Annotated in this window: 27 protein-coding genes; 6 read left to right on the top strand and 21 right to left on the bottom strand. The window is 69.1% G+C overall.

Annotation, left to right across the window (positions count from 1 at the left end):
- Position 1: 1 nt before the first annotated feature.
- From ACSVDM_RS03095 to ACSVDM_RS03035, 13 genes are all read right to left on the bottom strand, one after another.
- The gene (locus tag ACSVDM_RS03095) at positions 2 to 760 is read right to left on the bottom strand and encodes a DUF4333 domain-containing protein (protein ID WP_067635699.1); all 759 of its coding nucleotides are present in this window, start codon (positions 758 to 760) and stop codon (positions 2 to 4) included.
- Between the two features lie 88 nt (positions 761 to 848).
- Entirely contained in the window at positions 849 to 3551 is a 2703-nt protein-coding gene (locus ACSVDM_RS03090) for a DEAD/DEAH box helicase (protein WP_439262576.1), read from the bottom strand.
- Between the two features lie 3 nt (positions 3552 to 3554).
- Complete coding sequence (gene tatC / locus ACSVDM_RS03085) at positions 3555 to 4508, bottom strand: twin-arginine translocase subunit TatC (protein ID WP_181696416.1); 954 nt, start codon at positions 4506 to 4508, stop codon at positions 3555 to 3557.
- Between the two features lie 95 nt (positions 4509 to 4603).
- Positions 4604 to 4870 (bottom strand): Sec-independent protein translocase subunit TatA, encoded by a 267-nt coding sequence (tatA, locus tag ACSVDM_RS03080; protein WP_067492102.1) that lies wholly within the window; start codon positions 4868 to 4870, stop codon positions 4604 to 4606.
- Positions 4871 to 4962: 92 nt separating this feature from the next.
- A complete protein-coding gene (locus ACSVDM_RS03075) occupies positions 4963 to 5991 on the bottom strand; it encodes a 2-dehydropantoate 2-reductase (RefSeq protein ID WP_067492101.1) in 1029 nt (342 codons plus the stop codon).
- Positions 5988 to 6965 (bottom strand): helix-turn-helix transcriptional regulator, encoded by a 978-nt coding sequence (locus tag ACSVDM_RS03070; protein WP_067492100.1) that lies wholly within the window; start codon positions 6963 to 6965, stop codon positions 5988 to 5990. The genes ACSVDM_RS03075 and ACSVDM_RS03070 overlap by 4 nt, the downstream gene beginning before the upstream one ends.
- The gene (locus ACSVDM_RS03065; RefSeq protein ID WP_084456314.1) at positions 6962 to 7957 is read right to left on the bottom strand and encodes a helix-turn-helix transcriptional regulator; all 996 of its coding nucleotides are present in this window, start codon (positions 7955 to 7957) and stop codon (positions 6962 to 6964) included. The genes ACSVDM_RS03070 and ACSVDM_RS03065 overlap by 4 nt, the downstream gene beginning before the upstream one ends.
- Before the next feature lie 65 nt (positions 7958 to 8022).
- Positions 8023 to 8385, bottom strand: a complete 363-nt coding sequence (locus ACSVDM_RS03060; RefSeq protein ID WP_439262572.1) for a VOC family protein — start codon at positions 8383 to 8385, stop codon at positions 8023 to 8025.
- Positions 8386 to 8522: 137 nt separating this feature from the next.
- The gene (locus ACSVDM_RS03055; RefSeq protein ID WP_439262570.1) at positions 8523 to 10016 is read right to left on the bottom strand and encodes a long-chain-fatty-acid--CoA ligase; all 1494 of its coding nucleotides are present in this window, start codon (positions 10014 to 10016) and stop codon (positions 8523 to 8525) included.
- A gap of 295 nt (positions 10017 to 10311) precedes the next feature.
- Positions 10312 to 11508, bottom strand: a complete 1197-nt coding sequence (gene pcaF, locus ACSVDM_RS03050; protein ID WP_439262568.1) for a 3-oxoadipyl-CoA thiolase — start codon at positions 11506 to 11508, stop codon at positions 10312 to 10314.
- Positions 11508 to 12665, bottom strand: coding sequence for an acyl-CoA dehydrogenase family protein (locus tag ACSVDM_RS03045; RefSeq protein ID WP_439262566.1), 1158 nt, complete (start codon positions 12663 to 12665; stop codon positions 11508 to 11510). The genes pcaF and ACSVDM_RS03045 overlap by 1 nt, the downstream gene beginning before the upstream one ends.
- Before the next feature lie 15 nt (positions 12666 to 12680).
- Positions 12681 to 13433, bottom strand: coding sequence for a 3-oxoacyl-ACP reductase FabG (gene fabG, locus ACSVDM_RS03040; RefSeq protein WP_439262564.1), 753 nt, complete (start codon positions 13431 to 13433; stop codon positions 12681 to 12683).
- Positions 13434 to 13449: 16 nt separating this feature from the next.
- The gene (locus ACSVDM_RS03035) at positions 13450 to 14601 is read right to left on the bottom strand and encodes an acyl-CoA dehydrogenase family protein (RefSeq protein WP_439262562.1); all 1152 of its coding nucleotides are present in this window, start codon (positions 14599 to 14601) and stop codon (positions 13450 to 13452) included.
- A gap of 137 nt (positions 14602 to 14738) precedes the next feature.
- Here ACSVDM_RS03035 and ACSVDM_RS03030 point away from each other — a divergent pair, with 137 nt between their 5' ends.
- Entirely contained in the window at positions 14739 to 15371 is a 633-nt protein-coding gene (locus ACSVDM_RS03030; RefSeq protein ID WP_439262560.1) for a TetR/AcrR family transcriptional regulator, read from the top strand.
- Between the two features lie 136 nt (positions 15372 to 15507).
- Here the strand turns inward: ACSVDM_RS03030 and pafA are convergent, their stop codons facing one another.
- The 5 genes from pafA to dop form a co-directional block, all read right to left on the bottom strand.
- Entirely contained in the window at positions 15508 to 16866 is a 1359-nt protein-coding gene (gene pafA / locus ACSVDM_RS03025) for a Pup--protein ligase (RefSeq protein WP_181696425.1), read from the bottom strand.
- 164 nt (positions 16867 to 17030) lie between these two features.
- A complete protein-coding gene (prcA, locus tag ACSVDM_RS03020; protein WP_439262558.1) occupies positions 17031 to 17798 on the bottom strand; it encodes a proteasome subunit alpha in 768 nt (255 codons plus the stop codon).
- Positions 17795 to 18637: a proteasome subunit beta gene (gene prcB / locus ACSVDM_RS03015; protein WP_439262556.1), complete on the bottom strand. Its 843-nt coding sequence runs from the start codon at positions 18635 to 18637 to the stop codon at positions 17795 to 17797. Before prcB ends, prcA begins: the two co-directional genes overlap by 4 nt.
- Entirely contained in the window at positions 18634 to 18828 is a 195-nt protein-coding gene (locus ACSVDM_RS03010; protein WP_067492090.1) for a ubiquitin-like protein Pup, read from the bottom strand. Before ACSVDM_RS03010 ends, prcB begins: the two co-directional genes overlap by 4 nt.
- Before the next feature lie 117 nt (positions 18829 to 18945).
- Complete coding sequence (dop, locus tag ACSVDM_RS03005) at positions 18946 to 20445, bottom strand: depupylase/deamidase Dop (RefSeq protein WP_067635717.1); 1500 nt, start codon at positions 20443 to 20445, stop codon at positions 18946 to 18948.
- 169 nt (positions 20446 to 20614) lie between these two features.
- On the opposite strand from dop, the gene ACSVDM_RS03000 reads away from it, so the two are divergent.
- Complete coding sequence (locus ACSVDM_RS03000; RefSeq protein ID WP_439262553.1) at positions 20615 to 21796, top strand: DUF418 domain-containing protein; 1182 nt, start codon at positions 20615 to 20617, stop codon at positions 21794 to 21796.
- Between the two features lie 3 nt (positions 21797 to 21799).
- On the opposite strand, the gene ACSVDM_RS02995 is transcribed toward ACSVDM_RS03000, so the two are convergent.
- Entirely contained in the window at positions 21800 to 22531 is a 732-nt protein-coding gene (locus tag ACSVDM_RS02995) for a TetR/AcrR family transcriptional regulator (RefSeq protein ID WP_225282381.1), read from the bottom strand.
- Positions 22532 to 22690: 159 nt separating this feature from the next.
- On the opposite strand from ACSVDM_RS02995, the gene ACSVDM_RS02990 reads away from it, so the two are divergent.
- The 3 genes from ACSVDM_RS02990 to ACSVDM_RS02980 all read left to right on the top strand — a co-directional run bounded on the left by ACSVDM_RS02990 (position 22691) and on the right by ACSVDM_RS02980 (position 24466).
- Positions 22691 to 22990, top strand: coding sequence for a DUF6412 domain-containing protein (locus tag ACSVDM_RS02990; RefSeq protein ID WP_439262551.1), 300 nt, complete (start codon positions 22691 to 22693; stop codon positions 22988 to 22990).
- 81 nt (positions 22991 to 23071) lie between these two features.
- On the top strand, positions 23072 to 23905 hold the full coding sequence (gene yidC, locus ACSVDM_RS02985) for a membrane protein insertase YidC (RefSeq protein WP_439262549.1): 834 nt from the start codon (positions 23072 to 23074) through the stop codon (positions 23903 to 23905).
- A 9-nt stretch (positions 23906 to 23914) separates the two neighbouring features.
- Entirely contained in the window at positions 23915 to 24466 is a 552-nt protein-coding gene (locus ACSVDM_RS02980; RefSeq protein ID WP_439262547.1) for an NUDIX hydrolase, read from the top strand.
- A gap of 3 nt (positions 24467 to 24469) precedes the next feature.
- Here ACSVDM_RS02980 and ACSVDM_RS02975 read toward each other — a convergent pair whose 3' ends face one another.
- Together ACSVDM_RS02975 and ACSVDM_RS02970 are read right to left on the bottom strand one after the other, a co-directional pair.
- Positions 24470 to 24781, bottom strand: a complete 312-nt coding sequence (locus ACSVDM_RS02975) for a hypothetical protein (protein ID WP_067492085.1) — start codon at positions 24779 to 24781, stop codon at positions 24470 to 24472.
- A 172-nt stretch (positions 24782 to 24953) separates the two neighbouring features.
- On the bottom strand, positions 24954 to 25322 hold the full coding sequence (locus ACSVDM_RS02970; RefSeq protein ID WP_378665522.1) for an arsenate reductase family protein: 369 nt from the start codon (positions 25320 to 25322) through the stop codon (positions 24954 to 24956).
- Between the two features lie 216 nt (positions 25323 to 25538).
- Here ACSVDM_RS02970 and ACSVDM_RS02965 point away from each other — a divergent pair, with 216 nt between their 5' ends.
- The gene (locus ACSVDM_RS02965; protein ID WP_439262545.1) at positions 25539 to 26657 is read left to right on the top strand and encodes a methyltransferase; all 1119 of its coding nucleotides are present in this window, start codon (positions 25539 to 25541) and stop codon (positions 26655 to 26657) included.
- Positions 26658 to 26660 lie beyond the last annotated feature (3 nt).

The following is a 26660-nucleotide window of genomic DNA, read 5'->3' as shown; positions in this document are numbered from 1 at the left end:
CCTAGTTGGGGCGGCCGACCTCGTAGGTACCGTCTTCCTTCGTGATCTTCACGGTGACCTTCTTGTCCTCACCGCTGACCTTCAGGTCACAGGTGAAGGTCGCGTCGACCTCGACCTTCTGACCCGACGGGCACGACACATCGGAGACATCCGCGATGCCGTAGGAGCCGGTGAGCACCGAGGAGACACCGTCCTGCACCGCCGACTGGTCGAGCTCGTCGGCCGAGAACACGACGAGCAGCAGGCCGACCACGGCGGCGATCACCAGCACGCCGGCCACGACGAGGCCGATGATCAGGCCCTTGCCCTTACCCTTGCCCCCGGGACCCTGCTGCGGCTGCTGACCCCATTGCTGCTGCGGCTGCTGGCCCCACTGCTGGGCGCCTGCGGGCTGCTGCGCGTTCCAGTCCTGCGGCGGCGGCTGGGTCTGTCCCCACTGCTGCTGCGGACCCGTCGGCTGCTGCGGCTGCGGCTGACCCCACTGCTGCGGCTGCTGGGGTTGCTGCGGCTGACCCCACTGCTGCTGCGGTTGCTGCGGCTGCTGGGGCTGGCCCCACTGCTGCTGCGGTTGCTGTCCGGCGTTGGGGTCACCCCACTGCTGGGTCGGCTGGGCGCCCTGGGGCGGCTGCTGCGGCGGCTGTGCCGCACCACCCCAGTGCTGGGTGGGACCGGCGCCACCGGCCCCCTGCTGACCCCCCCAGTGCTGGGTGGGATCGTTGCTCCCCTCCCCTGGGCCGTTCGGTCCGTACGGGCCGCTCATCCACTCGCCTCCACTCGCATAGTTGTACACACGGTAGCCCCCCGCGCCAGGCCGGCTACGCCAGGAAATCAAATCACAGACGAAACATCTACGCGGCGTCCACCGCGACGACACCCCGTCGGACGGCACGCACGGCTTTGGCCGCGGTGCTCGCGATCTCGGTGTCGTCGGCGGTGTTGTGGATCTGGTCGAGCAGGTCGATCACCTGCCTGCACCAGCGCACGAAGTCGCCCGCCGACATCACGCTGCTCTGATCACCGCTGGCCAGCAACGCCTCGGCCAACGCGTCACCGCGCGCCCACTTGTACACCCCGTTCACGAATCCCAGGTCGGGTTCGCGGGTGGGCGGCAGCTTGTGTCTGGCCTCGTCGGCACGCAACTGCCCCCACACCTCGATGGTCGCGGCGACCGCGCGCCGGATGGGGTCGGTCGGGCCGTGCGCGGTGAGCAAGCCGGATTCCTGCCGCGATTCGTACACCAGCGCGGACACCACTCCGGCGAGCTCGGCCGGACCGAGTCCGCGCCACAGCCCCTGCCGCAGGCATTCCGCGACGACCAGGTCGCTTTCGGCGTAGATGCGGGCCAGCCGCCTGCCGTCGGGCGTCACTTCACCGTGCTCGACGAAACCGCGTTCCTCGAGCAGGCCGACGATGCGGTCGAAGGTGCGCGCGAGAGAATTCGTCGTCGCGGCAACCTTCTGGCGCATCGACTCGGTCTCGCGGGCCAGCCGCGCGTAGCGCTCGCCGATGCGGCTGAGCTGTTCGCGGTCGGGCCTGCTGTGCGCGGGGTGGGCGCGCAGGCTGCGGCGCAGAGTGGCCAGCTGACGGTCCTCGCCCGCGCGGGCGTGATCGTTGCGCCTGCGCCTGCCACGGCCGGGCGCCGAGATGCCGGTTCCGCGCAGCGCCGAGGCGAGGTCGCGGCGGATACGGGCGGTGCGGTGGTCGACCCGGCGCGGCAACCGCATGTGCCCGAGGGGTTCGGCGGGGACGGGGAAGTCGGCGGCGGAAACCCTTCCGGCCCAATGGTCTTCGGTCAACACCAGGGGTCGTGGGTCGCCTGGGGTCTGATCGGGTTCGAGGATCACCGCGAGCCCCGCACGCTTGCCCGACGGGATCGCGACCACATCGCCGCGCCGCAGTTCGATCAGCGCGCGCACGGCGGCGCCGCGCCGGTCGGCCCGGCCCTGCTGCTGGATGTCACGCTCGCGCTGCTTGATCCGGTCCCGCAGCGACAGGTACTCCATGAAGTCACCGTCGACGCCACCGAGCTGGCTCTCCAGCTTGCGCAACGCGCCCTGGTTCTTCTCGATACCGCGCACCAGCCCGACCACCGAACGGTCGGCCTGGAACTGGGCGAAGGACCGTTCCAGCAGGTTGCGGGCGTCTTCGGCGCCCATCCGGTCGATCAGGTTGATCGACATGTTGTAGCCGGGCCGGAAGGAACTGCGCAGCGGGTAGGTGCGGGTGGAGGCCAGACCGGCGACCGCGCTGGTGTCGACCTCGGGCTGCCACAGCACCACCGCGTGGCCTTCGACATCGATACCGCGCCTGCCCGCGCGACCGGTGAGCTGGGTGTATTCGCCGGGGGTGAGTTCGGCGTGCGTCTCGCCGTTGAACTTCACCAGGCGCTCGAGCACCACCGTGCGGGCGGGCATGTTGATGCCGAGGGCAAGGGTCTCGGTGGCGAACACGGCCCGCACGAGGCCCTTGACGAACAGTTCCTCCACCGTGTGCCGGAAGGCGGGCAGCATGCCCGCGTGGTGGGCGGCGAGCCCGCGCTGCAGTGCCTCGCGCCATTCCCAGTACCCGAGCACCTCGAGATCGGCCTTGGGCAGGTCGCCGGTGTGTTTCTCGATGATCTCGTCGACGACCTCGGCGTCGCCCGGCCTGCTCAGATCGAGCCGGGCACGCAGGCATTGGGCCAGCGCGCCGTCGCAGCCTGCCCGGCTGAAGATGAAGGTGATGGCGGGCAGCAGCCCTTCCTCGTCGAGGCGGGCCAGCACCTCCGGGCGCGGCAACGGCCGGAAATTGCCCCGGGCGCCGCGGCCGCGCGGACCGCCGTACCCGTGCATGCGGTCACTGGCCTCGCGCTGGCGGATGAACCGGACCAGGTCCTCGTCGACGACGACCTTCTGATCGCTGGATTTCGTGTCGAACAGGTCGAACATCCGCTTGCCGACCATCACGTGCTGCCACAGTGGCACCGGGCGCGTCTCGTCGACGACCACCGCGGTGTCGCCGCGCACGGTCTCCATCCACGCGCCGAACTCCTCGGCGTTCGACACCGTCGCCGACAGGCTGACCAGCCGCACATCGGGCGACAGATGCAGGATCACTTCCTCCCACACCGCGCCGCGGAACCGGTCGGCCAGGTAGTGCACCTCGTCCATGACGACGTACGACAGTCCGCGCAACGCGTCGGAGGAGGCGTAGAGCATGTTGCGCAGCACCTCGGTGGTCATCACGACCACGGGCGCGTCGGGGTTGATGGACTGGTCGCCGGTGAGCAGGCCGACGCTGTCGCGACCGTAGCGGGCGGTGAGGTCGGCGAACTTCTGGTTCGACAGCGCCTTGATCGGCGTGGTGTAGAAGCACTTGCCGCCGGAGGCGAGAGCCAGATGCACGGCGAACTCGCCGACGATGGTCTTACCCGCACCGGTGGGTGCGCAGACCAGCACGCTGTGCCCCTCTTCCAAAGCCTCGCACGCGGTGCGCTGGAAGGGGTCGAGGTCGAACGAGATTTCGCTGGCGAACTGCGCCAACTCGCTGGTCCGCGCGGGAGAATCGGTCACATCTCAGAGCGTATCGGAGTAGTCCGACACCGGTCGCTCTGTTTTCCGTGCGTCCTCGACGGGTCCGCTCGGTGCGACCGGATCGGGCGTGCCGAGCGGCGACGCCTCGTCGTCGGACAGCCCGGCCAGGCCGTCGGCGGCCGCACGCCTGGCCCGGCGCGCGTCGTTGAACCGGGCGAACTGCACCGCCAGCTCGAACAGCACGGTCAGTGCCAGCGCGAGCGCGAGCATCGAGAACGGGTCCTGCGGGGTGACGATCGCGGCGAAGACGAACAGGCCGAACACGATGCCGCGTCGCCATGCCTTGAGCTTCACGTACGGCAGCACGCCGACGAGGTTGAGCCCGATGACGATCAGCGGCGTCTCGAAGCTGACACCGAAGATGATGAGCAGCTGGATGATGAACCCGAAGTACTGCGTACCGCTGAGCGCGGTGATCTGCACGTTGTCACCGATGGTGAGCAGGAACGACAGGGCGTGCGACACGACGACGTAGGCGAGCACGGCGCCGGTGACGAACAGCACCGATCCGGCCCCGACGAACCCGAAGGCGTACCGGCGTTCCTTGGCGTAGAGGCCGGGGGTGATGAACGCCCACAGCTGATACAGCCAGAACGGCGCGGCAAGCACCACACCGGCGGTGAAACCGACCTTCAGGCGGAGCATGAACTGTTCGAACGGCCCGGTCGCGAGCAGTCGGCAGGCACCGTCGGGCGTCAGGGTGGCGCGGGCGGAGGCGGGCAGCTCACAGTAGGGGCCGCGCAGGATCTCGCCGAGGCTGTCGAGCCCGAACAGCGGGGTGGCGTACCAGAAGAAACCGAGCAGGGTGGTGACCGCGATGGCGGCGAGGGCGAGCAGCAACCGGGTGCGCAGCTCCTGCAGGTGCTCGACCAACGACATGGTGCCGTCGGGATTCGTCCTGCGCTTGCTGCGCCGTGGATCGAACGGGATGCGCATGGTTGGTGTGGCCTCTAACCCTCGGTTCGGCGGATGCTCGGCAAACAGCACGGCGCCCCGGAGCGGCCGCTACCGCCCCGGGGTGAATGCGTGGGTCAGAGCGTCTTGTGCTGCGGCTGCGGCTGCGCGACCGGGGTGGCCTGGACCTGCGGAGCCGAGGCGGGCAGCTGCTGCTGCGGCGCCGCGTCGGTGGGCGCGGTGGTCGTGGCCGAGGACTCGGCCTGCATCTGCCCGACCTCGCTCTTGAAGATCCGCAGCGACCGGCCGAGACCGCGCGCCGCGTCCGGCAGCCGCTTCGCACCGAAGAGCAGGACGAACAGCAGCGCGATGATCAGCAGGTGCGACCAGCTGAACGTTCCCATTATGAGTTACCTCCAAAGACTGTGGTGATTACCGATGCTACCTGTGCGCGGAGTTTCGTGGACCCGCGCCCGTGGAGGTGTTCGCCACCCGTTCAACGGGCGACGGCGCGTGCGGCGGCGGTCAGTTCGGCGAACAGGCGGCTGCCGCTGAAGCGTCGTTCGTCGCCGGATTCGGCGGCCCGGATCAGTTCCACGAGCCTGCGGTTGACCGGTGTCGGCCGTCCGACCATCTCCCCGAGGCGCACGATTTCCCCACACAGCCAAGCGATTTCGGTGCGTTTGCCACGGGCCAGGTCGTCGGCCATCGATGACCGCGCTACCGGGTCGATGGCGAGGACCCGGCCGAACACCCGCCGGAACAGGGAGTCGGGAACGCGCAGCAGATGCACCATCAGTTCCGGTGGCACCGGGGTGAGCTGAGCGGGCCGAATTCGCGCAGTGTTCATCACCGCGAGGGCTTCGGACTGGGTGAGGGCGAGGCACCGCCGGTAGTCGCGGTCGGCCAGTTCCTCGCGCAGCGGCCTGCCCGACAGCGCGTTGATCGGGTTGTTGAGGTTGAGCAGGAGTTTGGCCCACTGGACGGGCCGCAGGTCGCGGTGGCGGCGCAGCGGCAGGCCCGCCTCGCGGAAACGGTCGGCGAACCGGTCGACGACCGGGTCGTCCTGGACGGCGACGACACCGTCGCTGGCCCGGTGGAACCGACCCTCGCCCCGGTGCACCACGTTGAACATCACCATGCCCGCCAGGACCACACTGGTCGGCAGGATCTCGCGGATGACGGTGTCGTTGCCGATGCCGTTCTGCAGGCTCACCACCGGGGTGCCCGGGCGTAATCGCCCCGCGACGGCGCGCGCGGCGGCGGCCGTGTCGGCGGATTTCACGGTGACCAGGACGAGGTCGGCGCGTTCGGGTTCGTCGGGGGCGAGCGCCAGCCCGAACCGGTCGGGGCCGACTTCGGTGGCGCCGCCGTCGAGGTCGGTCAGGCGCAGACCGTGTTCGGCGATGTCGTCGAGGACCCGCTGACGTCCGACGAAGATGACTTCCATACCCGCCGCGGCCAGCTGACCACCGACGAAAACCCCGACGCTACCCGCGCCGAGGACGAGGACTCGCTGACTCACGCGGGTTCGGTCTCCCCCAGCAGTCCGGCCGCCGCGTAGGCGGCCAGGGCGGCATCGGCGCGCTCACGCACCGCCGAGACCAGTTCGGGCGGTCCGAGCACACTCACGCCGGTGCCGAATCCGAGCAGCAGCCGTGCCATCCAGTCGGCCGAGGCGAACCGCATGCCCGCTTCGATGCTGCCGTCGGGGCGCGACCGGATGCGGTGCATCGGGTACTGGTCGAGCACCCAGGCGTAGTCCGCGCGGATGCGTAAGCGGGCGAGCGGAACGTCGGGGTCGTCCTGGAACAGGTCGAGCGCGGCGGCGTCGGCGGCGGCGTGGCTCGGTGGGCGGGCCGGTTCGTCGAGTTCGGTGGCGTCCTCGATGCGGTCGAACCGGAACAGCCGGACGCCTTCGGCCTGACGGCACCAAGCCTGCAGGTAGCTGTTGTTGTCGACGAGCACGACCCTGATCGGGTCGACGACGCGTTCGGAGACCTCGTCGCGGCTGGCCGAGTAGTAGACCAGGCGCAGCGCGTGCGCGTCGGCGAGGGCGGCGCGCACGGTGGCCACCACCGGGCGTTCGACGGGCACCTGCGCGGGCGGGCGACTGACATCGCCGCCCGCGATGGCGGATTCGATCTTGGCGATCGCGGCGTGCGCGGCGGTCGGGTCGACCATGCCCGGCATCTCGACGATCGAGCGCAGTGCCACCAGCAGTGCGGTGGCCTCGGTGGAGGTCAGGCGCAGCGGGCGTTCGATGCCGGCCGAGAAGGTGACCTCGATGCTCTCCTCGGAGAACGACAGGTCGATGAGGTCGCCGGGGCCGTAGCCGGGCAGCCCGCACATCCACAGCTGGTTGAGGTCGCTCATCAGCTGCTTGGTGGTGACGCCCAGTTCGGCCGCGGCCTCGGCGGCGCTGATGCCGGGGTGCGCGAGCAGGTAGGGCACCATGTTCAGCAGGCGTGAAAGTCGTAGGGACAGGCGCGAACTCACGATGTCACCTCCGTGTGGTCCAGTACCGACCGTAGCCGGTTCATCACATCGGCGCGCAATTCCGGTGGATCGAGCACCAGTACATCGGGCCCGAGGCCGGTGATGAGCCGGGCCACCCAGTCGCGTGAGCGCACCGGAACCTCGAGCACCGAGCCCGGGCGGCCGCCGAGGTCACGGGTGTCGACCTCGGTGCCGATGCGGCGCAGTTCGCGGCCGCGACCCTTGGCGACCCACACGGTGGCCGTCCCGGTGACAGGCGCGTCGCCGGTGACCCGGTCGACGATGGCGCGCAGGTCGGCGTCGGCCGGTTTGTGTACCGCGTTGACCGGCCCGTACGCCTTCACCTCGCCCCCGATCCGCGAGAGCCGGAACGTGCGCACGGCGTCGCGTTCCCGGTCGTGGCCGACCAGGTACCAGCGACCGTGGCGGGTGACGACACCCCACGGTTCGACATCGCGGGTGACGAACGGGTCGGTGACGGCGCTGTGGTGCCCGAACCGCACCGCCTGTCCCGCGTCGATGGCGGCGAGCAGTTCGCGCAGCACCGGTTCGGAGCCTCGGGTGCGGGCGGGCACCGCGGGCACCGAGACACCCACGTTGTCGGTCTCCACGGTGACGCCGGCCGCCCGCAACTTCAGCAATGCGCCTTCGGCGGCACCGGCCAGTTCCGGCGACGCCCACATCTGCACGGCGACCGCGACGGCGGCGGCTTCCTCGCTGGACAGGTCGATATCGGGCAGTTCGTAGGCGTCGCGATTGATCCGGTAGCCCTCCAGCGTCGAGAAGCGACCCACCGGACCTACTTCCAGCGGGATGCCGAGGTCGCGGAGTTCGTTCTTGTCGCGCTCGAACATCCGGCTGAACGCCTCGTCGGTCGCGGACTCCTCGTAACCTGCCACGCTGTCACGGATACGTTCCGCGCTCAGGAACTGCCGGGTCGACAACAGCGCGATGACCAGATTCATCAGCCGCTCGACCTTGGATATCGCCACCCGTTAGAGGGTAATGGTCGAGGGCGTCGGCTCGCGCGTCGGCGCACGATTGCCGTCGACCGGCCTCAGGCGCCGTCGATCACCAAGCAGAACGGGTGCCCCGCCGGATCGATGAGGACACGCCAGCGATCCGGTTCCGGTTGCACCTCGGCTTTGGTGGCGCCGAGCGTCAGCAGCCGGGCTTCACCTTCGTCGAGGTCAGGGACCGCGAAATCGAGGTGGCATTGCTGGGGTGTCTGCTGTCCCGGCCACTGCGGTGGGCGGTAGTCGGCGACGCGCTCGAAGCCGAGTGACACTCCGTCCGGGCCGGTCAGCTCGATGTACTCGGGATCGGAGTCGGGGCTGCGCTCGAAGCCGGTGGCCCGCGCGTAGAACTCGGCGAGCGCATCCGGGTCGGGACAGTCGATCGTGACGGCGGCCAGCTTCATCCCTACCTCCTGCATCGATGGCGAGAAGTACCTGTCCTCCGAGCGTGGCACGACAAACAGCTTCTCGCCACCGGCCCGGATCTCACCCGGAAACGCAAGGGCCGCCGGGCGATCACGCCGAATCTACGTGGCGTCGCTCATTCTCCGGAGCCGAAGCGCTGCCGCAGCTCCCGCTTGAGCACTTTGTGCGTGGGCCCCAGCGGGAGTTCGGTGACGAACTCGACGCGACGTGGGTACTTGTACTTGGCGACCCGGGATCTGGCGAAGTCGATCACCTCCTGCTCGCTCACCTCGCCGTCGGGCACGACCACGGCGACGATCTCCTCGCCGTAGTGCTCGTCGGGCACCCCGATGACCGCCACCTGAGCGATGCGTGGATGCCGCATCAGTGCTGCCTCGACCTCCGTCGGGTACACATTGAAACCGCCGCGCAGGATCATCTCCTTGATGCGGTCGACGATGCGGATCCGGCCGGTCTCGTCGCGGGTGCCGAGGTCGCCGGTGCGGAACCAGCCGTCGATCACGGCGGCGGCGGTCGCCTCGGGCTTGCCGGTGTAGCCGCTGAACACATTGTGTCCGCGGACCACCACTTCCCCGACCTCGCCGGCCGGCAGCAGCTCGATGCGGTCGGCGATGTCCGGGTCGGCGATCTCCACGTCGACACCCCATACCGGGTGCCCGACGGTGCCTGCCTCGGTGCCGTACACCGGCTGGTTCACCGCAGCCGTGGGCGAGGTCTCCGACAGGCCGTACCCTTCGAGCACGGGTGCCTGGAAGACCCGTTCGAACTCTTCGAGCACGGACACCGGCAGTGCGGCACCACCGCTGACACAGAGCTTCAGCGCCGGCAGCCCGGTCGCAGTCGCGGCGGCCTCGATCAGCGACAGGTACATGGTCGGCACCCCGTGGAAGAGGTTGACCCGTTCGGCCGTCATCAATGCGATCGCCTGCGCGGCGTCGAATCTCGGCATCAGCACCAGGGTTCCGCCGACGCGCCAGTGCGAGTTCATCGACACGGTCTGCCCGAACACATGGAACAGCGGCAAGGCGCCGAGGGCGATGTCGTCGCGGTGGATCTCGTTGGCGTCGAAGGTGTTCACCGTCGCGCACATCACCATGTTGAGATGGCTCAGCTCGGCGCCCTTGGGGGTGCCGGTGGTGCCGCTGGTGTAGAACACCACGGCCGTGTCGAGTGGCCCACGCGCGACGAAGTTCGGGATCGGCTCGCCGACAAGGTCTTCCGGTACCACCACCTCGATTCCGGCGGCCCGCGCGGCCTCGCCACCGGTCTGCGCGACCATCGGGTGGCAGATCAGCAGGCGGGCGCCGCTGTCGCGCAGGACGTATTCCATCTCCGGTGCGGTGAGCAGCAGATGTACCGGCACCACCGTCGCACCCGCGGCCAACACGGCGAAGTACGCACGCGGGAAGTCGGCGGTGTTCGGGCACAGCAGCGCCACCCGGTCACCGGGTTTCACACCACGCGCGATCAGCGCGGCGGCCTGCGCGCGGGCTTGTCGCCACAGCTCGGCGAAGGTGATGCGGTGTTCGCCCTCGATCAGGGCGAGGTGCTCGGGGCGGCGGCGGGCGGGTTCGGCGAGGATGCTCGCCAGGGAGAGGGTGGCGTTCACGGGTGCTCCTGGGTTCGACGGCGTCGGCGAGGTGTTGTCCGAACCCGCTCGTGCGGGCGGACGTTGTTGCGGTGACGGGCGAGAAGTAATTCCGACCGGGTCGGGATCGTCATGGATTGCGGGTGGGGCTGGGTTGGACCGTCGGGTTACACGGCGGTGTCCGATATCGAGACCGCTCAGGCCGGTGCCACGCGGGGTCGGGCAGCTGTGCGTGGCGGCCGGGACGTTTCGCCCGGGTGCGGGCGTGTCGCGGGCGCGATCGGATGGCGACACGCTCGGCGGTTGTGCGGGCCGGTCACCGGTGCAGGTGGACGGCCAGACCTTGGCCCACGCCGACGCACAGGGTGGCGATCGCGTGGTGCGCGTCGCGTTCGGCCAGTTCGATCGCCGCGGTGAGCGCCAGCCGGGTGCCGCTTGCCCCGAGCGGATGGCCGAGGGCGATCGCCCCGCCGTTCGGGTTGATGTGCTCGGCGTCGTCGGGCAGACCGAGCGCCCGCACCACCGCGAGCGCCTGGGCGGCGAAGGCCTCGTTGAGCTCGATCACGTCGACGTCACCGATGCCGAGACCCGTTCGGGCGAGTAGCTTGCCGACCGCCGGAACCGGACCGATGCCCATCGTGCGCGGCGGCACGCCCGCCGCCGCGACCGCACCTACGCGGGCGAGCGGGGTGAGACCGTAGCGGTGTACGGCGGCTTCGGAGGCGAGCAGGACCGCCGCGGCACCGTCGTTGATGCCCGAGGAGTTGCCCGCGGTGATGGAGCCGCCCGCCACCACGGGCGGCAGGGCAGCGAGCTTCTCGGCGCTGGTCTCGCGCGGATGCTCGTCACGCTCGACGACGACCGGTTCCCCCCGCCGCTGCGCTACCGCGACCGGCGCGATCTCGCGTGCGAGGCGCCCGCGCGCGCTCGCCGTCGCCGCCCGCTGCTGCGAGCGCAGGGCGAAGGCGTCCTGATCGGCGCGGGAAACACCGTGCTCGTCGGCGACGTGCTGGGCCGTCTCGGGCATGGTGTCGGTGCCGTACTGCTCGTGCAGACGCGGATTCACCAGCCGCCAGCCGAGGGTGGTATCGGCCAGCTGGGTCGAGCGATCCCACGCGGCGGCGCTTTTGGGCAGCACATAGGGTGCCCGCGTCATGGACTCGACCCCGCCGGCGATCACGAGGTCGGCATCTCCGGCCCGGATCGCGCGTGCCGCGTACCCCACCGCGTCCAGCCCCGAGGCGCACAAACGGTTCACGGTGACGCCCGGCACGCGGACCGGCAGACCGGCCAGCAGCGCCGCCATCCGCGCGACGTTGCGGTTGTCCTCACCCGCCTGATTGGCGCAGCCGAACACCACATCGTCGACGGCTGCCCAGTCCACAGCCGGTAACCGTCGCACCAGAGCAGAAATCACGTGGGCGGCCAGGTCGTCGGGCCGCACCTCGGCCAGTGCGCCGCCGTAGCGGCCGAAGGGAGTTCGCACACCGTCGACCAGGTACGCGGTGGCCATCACAGACCCATGTTCTTGGCGATGATCATCTTCATCACCTCGCTGGTGCCGCCGTAGATCCGGTTCACCCGGTTGTCGGCGTACAAGCGCGCCACCGGGTATTCGGTGATGTAGCCGTAGCCGCCGTGCAGTTGCAGGCAGCGGTCGATCACGCGCGAGGCTACCTCGGTGCAGAACAGTTTGGCCGACGCGGCGTCGGCGGGGGTGAGCTCGCCGCTGTCGAGCGCGTCGAGGGCCCGGTCCACCACCGCTTCGGCCGCGTCGACCTCGGCCTGGCAGGCGGCCAGCTCGAACTTGGTGTTCTGGAACTGCGCCACCGGCTGACCGAAAACCTTGCGGTCCCTGGTGTATTCGAGGGCGAACCGGATCGCCGCCTTCGCCTGCGCGTAGGCACCGAGCGCGATCGACAGCCGTTCCTGGGGTAGGTTCTGCCCCAGATAATCGAAACCCTGGTGCGGCTCACCCAGCAGATCCGACACCGGCACCCGCACATCGGTGAAGGACAGTTCCGCCGTGTCGGACACTTTCAACCCGAGCTTGTCCAGTTTGCGCCCGACCGCGTACCCCGGCGAGGCCGTGTCCACCGCGAACAGCGAGATCCCGTGTCTGCGATCGGTATCCGAGGGCGGCGCGGTGCGCGCGCAGACGATCACGCGGTCGGCGTGTACCCCGCCGGTAATGAACGTCTTCGCGCCGTTGAGCACGTAATACGTACCGTCCTCGGACAACTGGGCGGTCGTGCGCATTCCGGCGAGGTCGGAGCCGGTGCCCGGTTCGGTCATGGCGATGGCGAACATGATCTCGCCCGACACGAAACCCGGCAACCAGCGTTGCTTCTGTTCCTCGGTGGCAAGGTTCTTCAGGTAGGGCAGGCACAGCCCCACGTGCACACCCGAGCCACCGAAAGACACACCCGCACGGGCCGTTTCCTCGAGCAGAACGGCCTGGAACTTGAACGATTCGATACCGGCGCCACCGTATTCCTCGGGCACTTCGATCCCGAACACACCCAGCTCGGCCAGCTCGCGGTAGAACTCGCGCGGCACGATGCCGGCCTCGTACCACTGGTCGTACACGGGCACGACCCGCGATTCGACGAACGCGCGCACCGTTTTACGGAACGCTTCGTGCTCGTCGGTGAAAACTGTTCGCTGCATGATGATCTCCGCGATTCAGAGACGGCGTCCGCCGTCGACGTACAGGGTTTGCCCGGTGACGAATCCGGCGTCGTCGGAGGCCAGGAACGCGACCACGTTCGCGATGTCGGCGGGGGTGCCGACGCGCCGCAACGGGGTGATCTCGGCGGTCTTCGCCTGCAAGTCCGCGGCGCTCACACCCATCCGTTCGGCGGTGGCCGCGGTCATCTCGGTGGCGATGAAGCCCGGCGCCACCGCGTTGACCCGGATGCCGAACGGGCCGAGTTCCATCGCCAGCGTCCGGGTGAGTCCCTGGATACCCGCCTTGGCGGCGGCGTAGTTGGACTGGCCGCGGTTGCCGAGCGCCGACACACTCGAGGTGTTGACGATGGCCCCACCTCCGTTGTCCACCATGTGTTTCTGCGCGGACCGGCTGCACAGGAACGCGCCGCGCAGGTGCACGGCCATGACGGTGTCCCAGTCGTCGACCGACATCTTGAACAGCAGGTTGTCGCGCAGCACGCCGGCGTTGTTCACCAGCACATCGAGGGACCCGAGGTCGGCGACGGTGCGGGCCACCGCGTCGGCGACCTGGGTCTCGTCGGACACATCGCAGCCGATGCCGATCGCGGTGCCACCCGCGGCGTTGATCTTTCCGGCGGCCAGGATCGCGGCGTCGGGGTCGAGGTCGACCACGGCCACCGCGCAGCCGTCCTCGGCCAGGCGCGCCGCGGTCGCCGCGCCGATACCGCGCGCGGCCCCCGTCACGAAGGCAGTTCTCGAGCGCATGAGTCGTACTCCTGTGTCAGACAATGGCGTTCACGCCGGTGAGGGCGCGGCCGATGAGCAGTTTCTGGATCTGGGTCGTGCCCTCGTAGAGGGTGAGCACGCGGGCGTCGCGCAGATACTTGGCGACGGGGTATTCGTCGATGTAGCCGTACCCGCCGAACACCTGGATGGCGTTGTTCGCGGCTTTCACCGCGGCTTCGGAGGCGAACAGCTTCGCCATCGAGGCGGCGGTACCGAACGGCTCACGCCGGTCGACGAGGTCGGCCGCGCGCCAGGCGAGCAAACGCGCGGCCTCGGTTTCCACCGCGATGTCGGCCAGCAGCTCCTGCACGAGCTGGTAGCCCGCGATCGGTTTGCCGAACTGCTCGCGTTCACCGGCGTATCGCACCGACGCCTCCAGGCAGGCCCGCGCCACACCCACGCACCCGGCGGCGACGCCGATGCGGCCCTTGTCCAGCGCGCCCATCGCGATACGGAAACCCTGGCCGAGTTCTCCCAACCGATTCGCGTCGGAGACACGCACGCCGTCGAGGACGAGTTCGGCGGTGGCCTGGCCACGCAGCCCGAGTTTGCCCTTGATCTCGGTCCGGCCGAAACCCGGCGCGTCGGTGGGCACGAGGAACGCGGTGATCCCCTTCGGCCCCGGACCGCCGGTGCGGGCGAACACCAGGGCGATGTCGGCCCAGGTGCCGTTGGTGATGAAGATCTTGGTACCGGAAATGACCCAGTCGTCGCCCTCACGGGTCGCACGGGTGACCAGGCCCGCCGCGTCGGAGCCGGTGCCCGGCTCGGTCAGCGCGAAACAGCCGAGACGCTCGCCCTCGCACAGCGACGGCAGGAACCGGCGCTTCTGCTCCTCGGTGCCGTAGGCCGCGATCGACTTGCCGACCAGGCCGAGCGAGACCGATACGATGCCGCGCACCGCGCTGTCACCGCGACCCAGCTCCTCGAGCAGCACGCAGTAGGCGAGCATGTCACCGGCGGACCCACCGAATTCCTCGTCGATCCCGATACCGAGGAACCCCATCGCGCCGAGTTTGCCCACGATCGCCGGGTCCACCGATTCCTCCCGGTCCCACCGCGTCGCATGCGGCACGACCTCCTTGTCCACCCAGCTGCGGGCGAGATCGCGCAGATCACTGTGCGCCGACGAGAGTTGGAAATCCACGGGACACTCCTGAACCAAACAGCGTTAGGTTTACTCGGGCACCGTATCCTAACGGCGTTCGGTTAATCAAGAGGTGTTCTCCGCCCGCGGTGATACGGTTCGAGTCCCGAGGAGTTCCCGCAGGAGAGGAAGGCGCATTGGCCAGGCCGCGCGTACCGCTGTTGAGCCGCGAGCGCATCCGCGAGGCCGCGCTGGCCCTGATCGACCGCGACGGCTTGGCCGAGGTCTCCATGCGCAAGCTGGCCGCCGAACTCGGTGTGCAGGCCGCCTCGCTCTACGGCCACTACCCCAACAAGGACGAGTTGCTCGACGACATCGCCGCCCGCATCATGAGCCGCGTCGACACCTCGGCCTTCGACAGCGCGACCTGGGACGAGGCGCTCGCCGCCTGGGCCCGCAGCTACCGAGCCGCCCTGGCGACCCACCCCAACTTCGTGCCGTACCTCGCCGCGGGCCCTGGCCGCCGCACCGAGAATTTGCGCGCCGCCGACGCCGTCCACGGCGGTCTCGTCGGGGCAGGCTGGCCACCCCGCTACGCCACCATGATCGGCGCCGCGACCCGCTACCTGGTGATGGGCTCGACGGTCGGCTCGTTCGCCGGCGGTTTCGCCGACGATGTCCAGGTCTACCGCGACCGCTACCCCCACCTGAACCAGGCGCACCTGCTTCGCGCGATCGCCGACGAAATCGACGACGACAGCTTCGAATTGGCACTGACAGCGTTCATCGCGGGGCTACAGACCACCTATGCGGCGGTTGTCGCCGACTGATCCACGGCACTGCCCGACAGCGGCATAGCGGCGCCGACAACCTCAGCTCCTCCGCACAGCACAAAACCGGTGGCGCCTACGCGTTCGCTCCCATGCGCCACCGGTTTTGTCGGTCCCCCCGTCTGTGGGGGTTCGCCTACATCGAGGCGATCAGGCGATCGACTCGCTCGTCGACCGACCGGAACGGGTCCTTGCACAGCACGGTGCGCTGCGCCTGATCGTTGAGCTTCAGGTGCACCCAGTCGACAGTGAAGTCGCGACCGGCCTCCTGAGCCGCGGTGATGAAGTCACCCCGCAACTTGGCGCGGGTGGTCTGCGGCGGCGTCTCGACCGCGGCGTCCACCGCCTCGTCCTCGGTGATCCGCTTCGCCAGCCCCTTACGCTGCAGCAGGTCGAACACCCCGCGTCCACGCTTGATGTCGTGGTAGGCGAGGTCCAGCTGGGCGATCTTGGGATCGGACAGCTCCATGCTGTACCGGTCCTGGTAGCGCTGGAACAACTTGCGCTTGATCACCCAGTCGATCTCGGTGTCGACTTTGGCGAAGTCCTGCGCCTCGACCGCGTCGAGAGTGCGGCCCCACAGGTCGACGACCGCATCGATCTGCGGGTCGCGGTCCCGGTTGCGCAGGTGGTCGACGGCCCGCGCGTAGTACTCACGCTGGATCTCGAGCGCACTGGCCTGCCGTCCGCCCGCCAGCCGCACGGGTCGGCGGCCGGTGAGGTCGTGGCTCACCTCGCGAATGGCGCGGATCGGGTTGTCGAGGGCGAAGTCGCGGAACGACACCCCGGCCTCGATCATCTCCAGCACCAGCGAGGCGGTGCCCACCTTGAGCATCGTCGTCGGTTCGGCCATGTTCGAGTCACCGACGATCACGTGCAGGCGCCGGTACTTCTCGGCGTCGGCGTGCGGTTCGTCGCGGGTGTTGATGATCGGGCGCGACCGGGTGGTCGCCGAGGACACACCCTCCCAGATGTGCTCGGCGCGCTGCGACAGGCAGAAGGTGGCCGCCTTCGGCGTCTGCAGCACCTTGCCGGCACCGCAGATGAGCTGACGCGTCACCAGGAACGGCAACAGCACATCCGATATCCGGGAGAACTCGCCGGCACGCACCACGAGGAAGTTCTCATGGCAACCGTAGGAGTTGCCCGCGGAGTCGGTGTTGTTCTTGAACAGGTAGATGTCGCCGCCGATGCCTTCTTCGGCCAACCGCTGTTCGGCGTCGATGAGCAGCTCTTCGAGCACCCGCTCACCGGCCCGGTCGTGGGTGACCAGCTGCACCAGGCTGTCGCATTCGGCCGTGGCGTACTCGGGATGCGATCCGACGTCGAGGTACAACCTGGCACCGTTGCGAAGGAAGACATTAGAGCTACGGCCCCAGGACACCACCCGGCGGAACAGGTACCGGGCCACCTCGTCGGGGGACAGCCGACGGTGACCGTGGAAGGTGCACGTCACACCGAACTCGGTCTCGATCCCCATGATTCGTCGCTGCACACTATCGACACTACAGCCATGACCAGTACCCGCGCGGCGCTCTGAGATCCCATTCGCATACGTGTTCACAACGATTCGGACAGCGAACGACCGTGTGCCCACGACGAGGTCGGGCCCGTGAACCGAGGTGGTTCACGGGCCCGATCACGATCTTCACCCAGGCGTCAGCCGTCCGAACCGTCCTCGGGTTCGGGCAGCTTCGCCTCGGTCACCTTCTTGCCGGTGGTCCCGGCCAGTGCCTGCTCGAGCGGGGCGCCCTGCAGGCGCCGGAACGCCCGGCGCGGACGTGCCTGTTCGAGGGTGGCAACTTCGAGGGACGACACGCTGAGCGCACGCTTGTCCTTGTCGGCCTCGGGCTGGCCCGCCTGCAGTGCACCGATGGCCACCTTCAGTGCCTCGTCAAGGGTGAGGCCCGGCTTGTAGGCGGCTTTGAGCGCGGTGACGATCGGCTCGGTGGTGCCACCCATGACGACGAACTCACGCTCGTCGACGATGGAACCGTCGAAGGTGATCCGGTAGAGCACCGAGGTCGGCGCCTGCTCCGGATAGCCGACCTCGGCCACACACAGCTCTACCTCGTACGGCTTGAGCTGATCGGTGAAGATCGATCCGAGGCTCTGGGCATACAGGTTGGCCAGCGAACGACCGCTCACATCGCGCCGGTCGTACTGGTAGCCCTTCAGATCGGCCTGGAGGATGCCGCCCCGGCGCAGCGCCTCGAACTCGTTGTACTTGCCGACCGCGGCGAAACCGATGCGGTCGTAGAGCTCGCTGATCTTGTGCAGGGTCGCCGACGGATTCTCGGCGACGAATAGCACTCCCTTGTCGTACACCAGCACGACCACGCTGCGTCCGCGACCGATGCCCTTGCGGGCGAGCTCGGTCTTGTCCCGCATGATCTGCTCGGCGGACGCGTAGTAAGGCAGCGTCATGCGCTGGCACCCCCGTTCACTGCGGCCTGCCGGTCGGCGGCGATCGCCGCAGCGACCTCACCGAGCCGTTCCTCGCTGACATCCACCGCACCCTCGGCGTCGATGGTCACCACCGTCGGGTAGATCCCGCGCAGGGCGTCGGGTCCCCCGGTGGCGGTGTCATCGTCGGCGGCGTCGACCAGCGACTCCACCGCGATCCGCAGGGCCTGATCCGCGTCGAGACCGCGCCGGTAGAGCTTCTTGAGCGAGGACTTGGCGAAATTCGAGCCGGAGCCGACGGCGGTGTAGCCGAACCGTTCCTCACTGCGCGAACCGACCACGTCGTAGGACACAATCCGCCCGGCCTTGTCGGGGTCGGTGACCTGGTCGTCGTAGCCGACCAGCAGCGGGATCACCGCCAGTCCCTGCATGGCCGCGGGCAGGTTCTCGCGCACCATCCTCGACAACTTGTTGGCCTTGCCGTCGAAGGTGAGCGAGACGCCTTCGATCTTCTCGTAGTGCTCGAGTTCCACCGCGAACAGGCGGACCATCTCTACCGCGAGCCCGGCCGTACCGGCGATGCCTGCGGCCGAGAACGTGTCGGTGATGTACACCTTCTCCATGTCGCGCGAGGCCACCAGGTTGCCCTGGGTGGCCCGGCGATCGCCCGCGATCAGCACACCACCGCGGTAGTTCACCGCGACGATGGTGGTGCCGTGCGGCGCGAAATCCGCGCCGCTGGCCTCGCCGCCACCGAACCTGTTGGCGGGCAACAGGTCCGGCGCGTGCAGACGAAGATGTTCGGTGAACGAGGACAGCGTCCGACCTGCGTGCAGACGCAACGGGTCACCCTGGGTCACTGGCCGCCCTTCTGCACATATGCCCGCACGAAGTCCTCGGCGTTCTCCTCGAGCACATCATCGATCTCGTCGAGCAGGTCGTCGGTTTCCTCCGCGAGCTTCTCGCGCCGCTCCTGTCCTGCCGCACCGTCGCCCTCGGGGCCCTCGTCCTCGTCGCCACCCCCGGCGCGCTTGGTCTGCTCTTGTGCCATGGCAGCCGACCTCCTCTTCCACTCAATGATCGTGCTCGTTCCTCAACCCTACCGAGCAGATCCGACAACATGGTCGATTAGCGATCGTATTGTCGCCCGGTCGTGCTGCGGATCGCCTCAGTGGGTGAGCTGTTCGACGAGATCTGCCGCCGACTCCGCCGCCTCGAGCAGCTTGCCTACGTGGGCTTTCGTACCGCGCCGCGGCTCCAGCGTCGGGATGCGGACCAGCGAATCGCCACCGAGATCGAAGATCACCGAATCCCAACTGGCGGCGGCGATATCGGCACCGAACCGGCGCAGGCACTCGCCGCGGAAGTAGGCGCGGGTGTTGGTCGGCGGGTTGGTCATGGCGTCGAGCACGTCCTGCTCGCTGACCAGGCGCTTCATCGATCCGCGCGCCACCAGGCGGTTGTAGAGGCCCTTGTCCAGGCGCACATCGGAGTACTGCAGGTCCATCAGGTGCAGTTTCGGGGCGGCCCAGCCAAGGCCCTCACGGCTGCGCATGCCTTCGAGCAGGCGCAGTTTGGCCGGCCAGTCGAGCAGATTGGCGCATTCCATCGGGTCGCGCTCGAGCAGGTCGAGCACCATGGCCCAGTTCTCGACGATGTCGCGCACGCGCGGGTCGTCGTTGCCTTCGCGGTCGATGAACTTGGCGACCCGCTCGTGGTAGAGGCGTTGCAGCGCAAGGCCGGTCAGCTCGCGGCCGTCGGCGAGGGCCACGGTGGCGCGCAGCGTGGGATCGTGGCTGATCTGGTGCACGGCGGTGACGGGACGGGCCAGCTGGAATTCCGAGAGGTCCTCGCCCGCCTCGATCAGGTCGAGCACCAGCGCGGTGGTGCCGACCTTGAGGTAGGTAGACATCTCGGCGAGGTTGGCGTCACCGATGATGACGTGCAGCCGCCGGTACTTGTCCGCGTCGGCGTGCGGTTCGTCGCGGGTGTTGATGATGCCGCGCTTGAGGGTGGTCTCGAGACCGACCTCGACCTCGATGTAGTCGGCGCGCTGGGACAGCTGGAAGCCCGCGTGGTCACCGGACTGGCCGATGCCGACCCGGCCGGACCCGCAGATCACCTGGCGCGAGACGAAGAACGGGGTGAGACCGGCGATGATGTGGCTGAACGGCGTATCGCGGTTCATCAGGTAGTTCTCGTGGGTGCCGTAGGAGGCGCCCTTGCCGTCGACGTTGTTCTTGTACAGCTGCAGGCGCGGTGCGCCCGGCACGCTCGAGGCGTGGCGCGCGGCGGCCTCCATCACCCGTTCGCCCGCTTTGTCCCAGATGACGGCGTCGAGCGGGTCGACGACCTCGGGCGCGGAGTACTCCGGGTGGGCGTGGTCGACGTAGAGCCGGGCCCCGTTGGTGAGGATCATGTTGGCCGCGCCGACCTCGTCGGCGTCGATGACCGGGGCGGGCCCGCTCATCCGGCTGAGGTCGAAACCGCGTGCGTCACGCAGCGGGGATTCCACCTCGTAGTCCCAGCGGGTGCGCTTGGCGCGCGGCACCCCTTCGGCGGCCGCGTAGGCGAGGACGGCCTGGGTGGAGGTGAGGATCGGGTTGGCCGTCGGCTCCGTGGGGGTCGAGATGCCGTACTCGACCTCGATTCCGATGATGCGCTGCATGCTGTCGAGCCTAGGCGACGTGCCACCCCCGCACCGTCATCTCGGCCCCACGGGGTCGCCTCGGGCACCGGCGCGGCTCGTCGATCAGGGTCGAGGTCCCCCGGACGGGGGACCTCCGGTGGTCCTCGCGGGCGATCCGAGCCGAGCCGTCGCTCGCGATACTCGGATCATGAGCGAGATCGTGACACGGACCGAGACCGCGGTGCAGGCCGCGCCACGGCGGTTGCCCGCGCTGGATGTGTTGCGTGGCATCGCGATTCTGGGCACGCTGGGCACCAATGTCTGGATCTTCACCGATCCCGAGGGCCTCGTCGGTTATCTCGACGGGCTCGGTGCGGCCGCCGAGGGTGGGTGGATGTGGACCGAGCGGGTGCTGCAGCAACTAGCGCAGGGCAAGTTCCTCGGTCTGCTCACGGTGATGTTCGGGATCGGGCTGGCGATCCAGCAGGATTCCGCGCGGCGGGCGGGCAGGCGCTGGCCGGGGAAGTATCCGATCCGGGCGGCGTTGCTGTTCCTGGACGGTTTGCTGAACTTCCTGCTCGTCGCCGAATTCGACGTGCTGATGGGGTACGCGGTCACCGGTCTCGTCGTGGCCTACCTCCTGGCGACAAGTGAACGCGCGCAACGCCGCTGGGTGATCGTGGCGAGCGCCGTGCACGTGAGCATACTCACGCTGCTCGCGGCCGCACTTGCCGTCGAACCGGACGACACGCGCGCCACCCCCTCGACGCTCGACCCGAACCCCTACGCGGACGGCTCGTTCGGAGAGCTGGTCGCCTTCCGGATCGACAACGCCCTCACCTTCCGCATCGAAACGATCTTCGTCTTCCCGATGTCGATCGCGCTGTTCCTGCTCGGCGCCCACCTGTACCGGGCGGGCGTGTTCCGGGCCGAGGGCGCGCGAATTCGCCGATGGCTCATGGTGATCGGTTTCGGCGTCGCCGCGCCGGTGGACTTCGCGGTCGGCGTGTTCGGCGGTGGTGACCTGGTCCTGTTCACCCGGTACGGCACCGCGCCGTTCGTCGCGCTCGGCATCCTCGCCGCCGTCGCCACCTACTACCTGCGCGATCCGCGCGTGGGTTTCACCGGGGCACGCCTGAGCGAGGTCGGCCGCACCGCGCTGAGCTGCTACATCCTGCAGAATCTGATCGCCGGAGTCCTGTGCTACGGATGGGGCTTCGGGCTGGCGGCCCGGGTGTCCGACGGTGCGCGCGTACCGTTCACGATCGGGATCTATCTGCTGGTGGTCGCACTCATCGCCTGTTTCGCCCACCTGTGGTTGCGGCGGTTCGAGCGCGGGCCGGTGGAATGGCTGTGGCAGCGCACCTACACCACGCTGGCCCGCGGCTGACGCTCAGCGCAGCCGGTCCTCGGGCGGCGGGGCCGCCTCGGGGGCGACGAGCAGGTCCGCGACGAGCGAATCCCGTTGCAGCGGAACACCGAGGCTGCGCGCGTTGCCCTCCAGCAGCGACAGCACCGATTCGGTGAGGATGCCCTGAATCTGCTCGGCGCCGAGCACCGGTTCCGGTTCGGCCCGCCAGCCGGCGATCACCGCGTCGACCAGGCCGACCACGGCCAGCGCCATCGGCCGGGCACGTGCCGGATCGATGCCGAAGCGGGCCAGGGTCGCGGAGAACATGTCGGCCAGCTGACCGCCCATCTCCCGGCCCGCGGGCGACAGCGTGGGGGCGCCCTCCACCTGCGGTGCGGCGTCGCTGAGGAAGCGGTGCAGGTTCGGATGGCGTTCGATCCAGCCGAGGTAGGTGCGGATCACCGCGCGCACCACCTCTTTGAGGGTGCCGTCGGGGCGCAGGGTCGGCAGCAGTTCGGCGAGCAGCAGATCGAGGATGCGCCTGCGGGCCAGGGCGTCGAGTTCGGAGCGTCCGCCGACGTGGCGGTAGACCACCGGTCTCGGCAGTCCGAGATGTTCGGCGATCAGCTGCACCGAGATCTCGTTGCCGTGTTCCTCGATGACCTCGATGGCGGCATCGATCATCTCCGTGCGGCGCCGGGCCTTGTGGCCCTGCCAGCGGGTGGCGCGCCCGTCGCCTGCGGTCTGCTCGGCCTGCGCGGATGATGCGATCACAGTGCCAACGATACGCGGCACAAAACTGACCGTGACATCGCGTTCCAGCAACTGGTGACCACGGTCCGGTTCCTCGCCAGCGTAGCGCGATCACGTGCCGCTCGGAGCACGGGCCTCGATCCATCGGCACAGTGTGGGCGCGCCGGTATGCTCGGCGGCGTGCAGGCACGGGCGATGATTCTGGCGTACGCGGTTCTCGCGTGCGTGTTGCCCGCCTTCGTGCTCATGACGGCCCCCGGCGGCGAGACCGCGCGCATGCTCGCCTTCGGCGCGCTGGCGGCCGCCATGGTGTGCGCGCTGGTCGCCGTCACCAGCGGCAGGCACGTGCCCGTCCGAGTCGCGTGTGCCGGTCCGCCCCGTTCGGCGCAGCGCAGGCTGCGTGGTGCGTTCCTGCCGCAGAGCAATCCGGACGGCGCCGGTCGCCCACGTCCTCGAGCACCGGGGATCGATCACCGCTGACAGGCCGCGCGCCTGTCGGATTCCGTGATCCCACTCCCCTGCCGTGCCGTCGCGCACGCCCTTCGGACAGGTCGTTCCGCCATGCTCGATTTCGTGTACTTCCCCGTGTCCGCACTCCTGTGGTGCTGGCATCAGCTCTCGGCCCTCGCCTTCGGCCCGGCCACCGGCATCACCTGGCTGATCGCCGTCTTCGCACTCGTTGTCACCGTGCGCGCGCTGCTGGTCAGGACAGCGCTGCGCCAAGCCAGGTCGCAGGCGGTTCTGCGCACACTGCAACCACGCATCGACAGCATCCGCCGCACCCACAAGGACGATCCGCTCGCTCAGACGACCGAGATCCGCCGGCTGCACCGCGAGCACGGCGTGCGCCTGTTCGCGGGTTTCGGGCCGATGATCGGGCAGGCCTTCGTCTTCCTCGGCCTGTTCCATGTGCTTCGCTCGTTCGACCGGACCGGGGCGTTCGCCGTCGGCCCGTTCACCGCGACGAGCACACCGTTGTCGCCGGAGGTCAACGCGGCCACCGCGAACTACTTCTTCGGTGCCGACGAGGTCCGGGCCTTTCTCGATGCCCGCCTGTTCGGTGCGCCGTTGTCGGCGACACTGTTCGGGACCGGCGCGTCGGCGGCTGTGTTCGTGGTGGCACTGGTGGTGATCGCCGCGCTCGCCACCCACTGCACCGCTCGCCTCACGCCCCTGGCAGCCGACAACCCGACGGCCTCGGTGATGCGGACGTTGTCGCTGTGGGTGTTCCCGGCGGGTGCGCTGGTGAGCGGGGCGATCCTGCCGATCGTGGTCCTGGTGTACTTCGCGACGAATGCCCTGTGGACCCTCTGCCAGCAATATCTCCTCCGCCGGGCCTTCATACCCGAGGTTGCAGCGCCCGACGCGGCACCGCGACAGCGAAAGGCCGGTTAGTCTCGGGCCGTGTCGCCGCATCCGGAGTCCGAACTGCTCGCCGTGTACGACGCCGACGGCCGCGTGACGGGTACGGCCGAGCGGGGCGTCGTCTATCGCGACGGGCTCTGGCATGCCAGTGCGGGCGTCCTCGTCCGATCCGTGGACGGGACGCGCGTCTATGTGCATCGGCGCACCGACAGCAAACTCGTCTTCGCGGGGATGCACGACTGTCTGGCGGGCGGTGTGGTCGACGCGGGTGAGGACCCGGCCGACACGGCGGTCCGCGAATTGCGCGAGGAACTCGGCATCACCGTCACGCCGGGCACGCGCCTACCGCTGCGCGCCACGGCGTCCTGGGACGGTGTGTGGGCGGGCAGGCACCTGCGTTGTCATCTGTTCGGTTTCGAGTACCGCCACGACGGTCCGATCCACCACCAGCCGTCCGAGATCGCCGACGGCTGGTGGTGGACCGAGGCCGAACTGCGGGCCGCGCTGAGCGACCCGACGTGGCCCTTCGTCCCCGATACGCGGGCCGTCCTCGACGACCTGCTCACCGGGGACGAAGGCTTCCGAGACTGAGGGTCAGGGGTGGACGACGACCGACCAGGTCTGCATGCTGAAGGGCAGGTCACAGGCGGTCTGCGAGTGGAATCCGTGGAACGCGGGCTGGCCGTAGCGTTCGTAGCTGCTGAACCAGTTCCACCACGCCCAGCACGTGACACGTACCTGGTGCCAGACCGGGTCCCCGCACTGCGAGAAGGCGCCGGTGGCCGCCACGGGATTCGCCGAACAGCGCCCCGGTGGGGTGGCTTGCGCCGGCGCGGCGAGCATGGTCGACGCGCCGATGAGCCCGGCGGCGGTGGTCGCGACAGCGATCTTGCGAAGCGATTTCATGTCAACCTCCACGCGCGTGGTCGGGCTGCTCGGTGATCCGCAGGCTTGGCCACGCTCGGTCCGAATAGATGTGCAGCGGACACGGTGTCGCGCTGATGTGAGCTACATCATCGGATCCGGTCGACACGTTACGCCCGTGCCCGAATAGTTATCGCCAGGCAATCGCGGGTGTTCAGTCGAGCGCGCGCAGGGATTCCTCGTCGCGGGCGACGACAGCGCCGCCGTCGGCGGTGAGCACGATCGGGCGCTGGATGAGTTTCGGGTGCTCGGCCAGCGCGCTGAGCCACCGATCCCGGTCGGCGGCGGTGCGGCCCCAGCTCGCCATGTCGAGGTCCTTGGCGATCTGCTCGCCGGTGCGGGTGATGTCCCACGGCTCCTTGCCGAGGCGGGCGAGCACGGCGCGCAGCTCCTCGACGGTCGGCGGGTCGTCGAGGTAACGCCGCACGGTGTACTCCACGCCGTTCGCGTCGAGGTGCGCGGTGGCGTTCCGGCTCTTGGTGCACCGCGGGTTGTGCCAGATCTCGGTCTGTCCAGATGTCATGACCGCAGCCTAATCGCGGCCGGTGGGCGGCCCACCCGGCCTGTACGGCAGAATGGAACCTTCCTCCCCTCGAAAGGCAGCAGTGGTGACGCTCGGCATGGTCCTCGGCGACGCCGACCCGCGCATTTCGACGCGGTAGCGACCGCGGTTTCCCCTGTCGTCTCCCGTCGAAGTGCTCGTCGCGTCTCACAGCACATCGATCACCGGGAGATCCCCGTGTCCACCATCGCCTGGACCGAAGACAACAACCGCTTCCACGCCGACTGGCATTCGGAGAACGGCACGCCCGCCCCGAACACCGTCACCGTCGCCGACGACACCCTCTCGGCCGATCACGCCTTCCGCCGCATCCGCGCGGGTGAGTCGCTGCTGTGGCGCGGCGACTACCACAACGGACGCCAGCTGCTGCAGGCGCTCGGTCGCCGTGCCGACCGCAGGCCGGCCAAGCAGGCGCCGACCGATCTCGGCGCCCTCTACCAGCGCGAGCGAGCTCGCAAGCGCACGCGCGCAGGCATTCTCGGCAAGGTACTCATCTGCCTCGACGCGGCCAACGAACTGGATCTGCGCCGCGCGCCCGACGTTCGGGCCGCCTGCACCGCTGCCTACGGTCGCGCCGACGGCGCCCGAATCGTCACCTTCGCCGAGCTGCTCGGCGTTCTGGGCGCGCAGCGCTGGCACGAACAGGGCATCGAGGTGCCCGCGCTCGGTGCCCGCATCCACCCGGGGTACGGGGTTTTCGCGCCGACCCGCAGCGAATACGTCGACCTGGTCGCCGACGCCCCCCTCGACCCCGAAGTCCGCACCGCCTTCGATCTCGGCACCGGCACCGGCGTGCTCGCGGTCCTGCTGGCCCAGCGCGGTGTCTCCGAGATCGTCGCCACCGACATCAATCCCCGCGCGCTGCGGTGCGCGGCCGACAATGCCCAGCGCCTCGGCTGGTCGGATCGGATCGCCGTCACCGGCCCCGCCCTGTACCCGCCCGGGCGCGCCGACCTGGTGGTGTCCAATCCGCCCTGGCTGCCCGGCGACCCCACCTCCGACCTGGAACGTGGTGTCTACGACCAGGATCAGTCGATGCTGCGGGAATTCGCGCACGGACTGCGCGCCCATCTCACCCCGCACGGCGAGGGCTGGCTGGTGCTGTCCGACCTCGCCGAATTGCTCGGCCTGCGCCCGCCCGAGGAGATCGCCCGCCTGCTCGACGACGCGGGCCTGCACGTGATGGGCAAACTCACCACCCGCCCACGCCACCCCCGTGCGAGCGATCGAGAAGACCCGCTGGCCGCCGCCCGCACCGCCGAGACGACCACGCTGTGGCGCCTGCGGGCGCGCTGATCG

Origin of the sequence: Nocardia sp. JW2 (assembly GCF_051843015.1) — a bacterium.
GTDB lineage: Bacteria > Actinomycetota > Actinomycetes > Mycobacteriales > Mycobacteriaceae > Nocardia > Nocardia coubleae.
The sequence above is the reverse complement of the archived record's forward strand: the minus strand, read 5'-3'. Positions and strand labels throughout refer to the sequence as shown.

Bases quoted from the DNA above. Each gene is read 5' to 3' on its own strand.
- pcaF (WP_439262568.1), bottom strand. From the start codon at position 11,508: ATGGCCACCGCGTACCTGGTCGACGGTGTGCGAACTCCCTTCGGCCGC.
- ACSVDM_RS03000 (WP_439262553.1), top strand. From the start codon at position 20,615: ATGAGCGAGATCGTGACACGGACCGAGACCGCGGTGCAGGCCGCGCCA.
- ACSVDM_RS03060 (WP_439262572.1), bottom strand. From the start codon at position 8,385: ATGAAGCTGGCCGCCGTCACGATCGACTGTCCCGACCCGGATGCGCTC.
- fabG (WP_439262564.1), bottom strand. From the start codon at position 13,433: ATGCGCTCGAGAACTGCCTTCGTGACGGGGGCCGCGCGCGGTATCGGC.
- ACSVDM_RS02970 (WP_378665522.1), bottom strand. From the start codon at position 25,322: ATGACATCTGGACAGACCGAGATCTGGCACAACCCGCGGTGCACCAAG.
- tatC (WP_181696416.1), bottom strand. From the start codon at position 4,508: ATGCGCATCCCGTTCGATCCACGGCGCAGCAAGCGCAGGACGAATCCC.
- prcA (WP_439262558.1), bottom strand. From the start codon at position 17,798: ATGACGCTGCCTTACTACGCGTCCGCCGAGCAGATCATGCGGGACAAG.
- ACSVDM_RS03010 (WP_067492090.1), bottom strand. From the start codon at position 18,828: ATGGCACAAGAGCAGACCAAGCGCGCCGGGGGTGGCGACGAGGACGAG.
- ACSVDM_RS03095 (WP_067635699.1), bottom strand. From the start codon at position 760: ATGAGCGGCCCGTACGGACCGAACGGCCCAGGGGAGGGGAGCAACGAT.
- yidC (WP_439262549.1), top strand. From the start codon at position 23,072: ATGCTCGATTTCGTGTACTTCCCCGTGTCCGCACTCCTGTGGTGCTGG.
- ACSVDM_RS02975 (WP_067492085.1), bottom strand. From the start codon at position 24,781: ATGAAATCGCTTCGCAAGATCGCTGTCGCGACCACCGCCGCCGGGCTC.
- dop (WP_067635717.1), bottom strand. From the start codon at position 20,445: ATGCAGCGCATCATCGGAATCGAGGTCGAGTACGGCATCTCGACCCCC.
- ACSVDM_RS03045 (WP_439262566.1), bottom strand. From the start codon at position 12,665: ATGCAGCGAACAGTTTTCACCGACGAGCACGAAGCGTTCCGTAAAACG.
- tatA (WP_067492102.1), bottom strand. From the start codon at position 4,870: ATGGGAACGTTCAGCTGGTCGCACCTGCTGATCATCGCGCTGCTGTTC.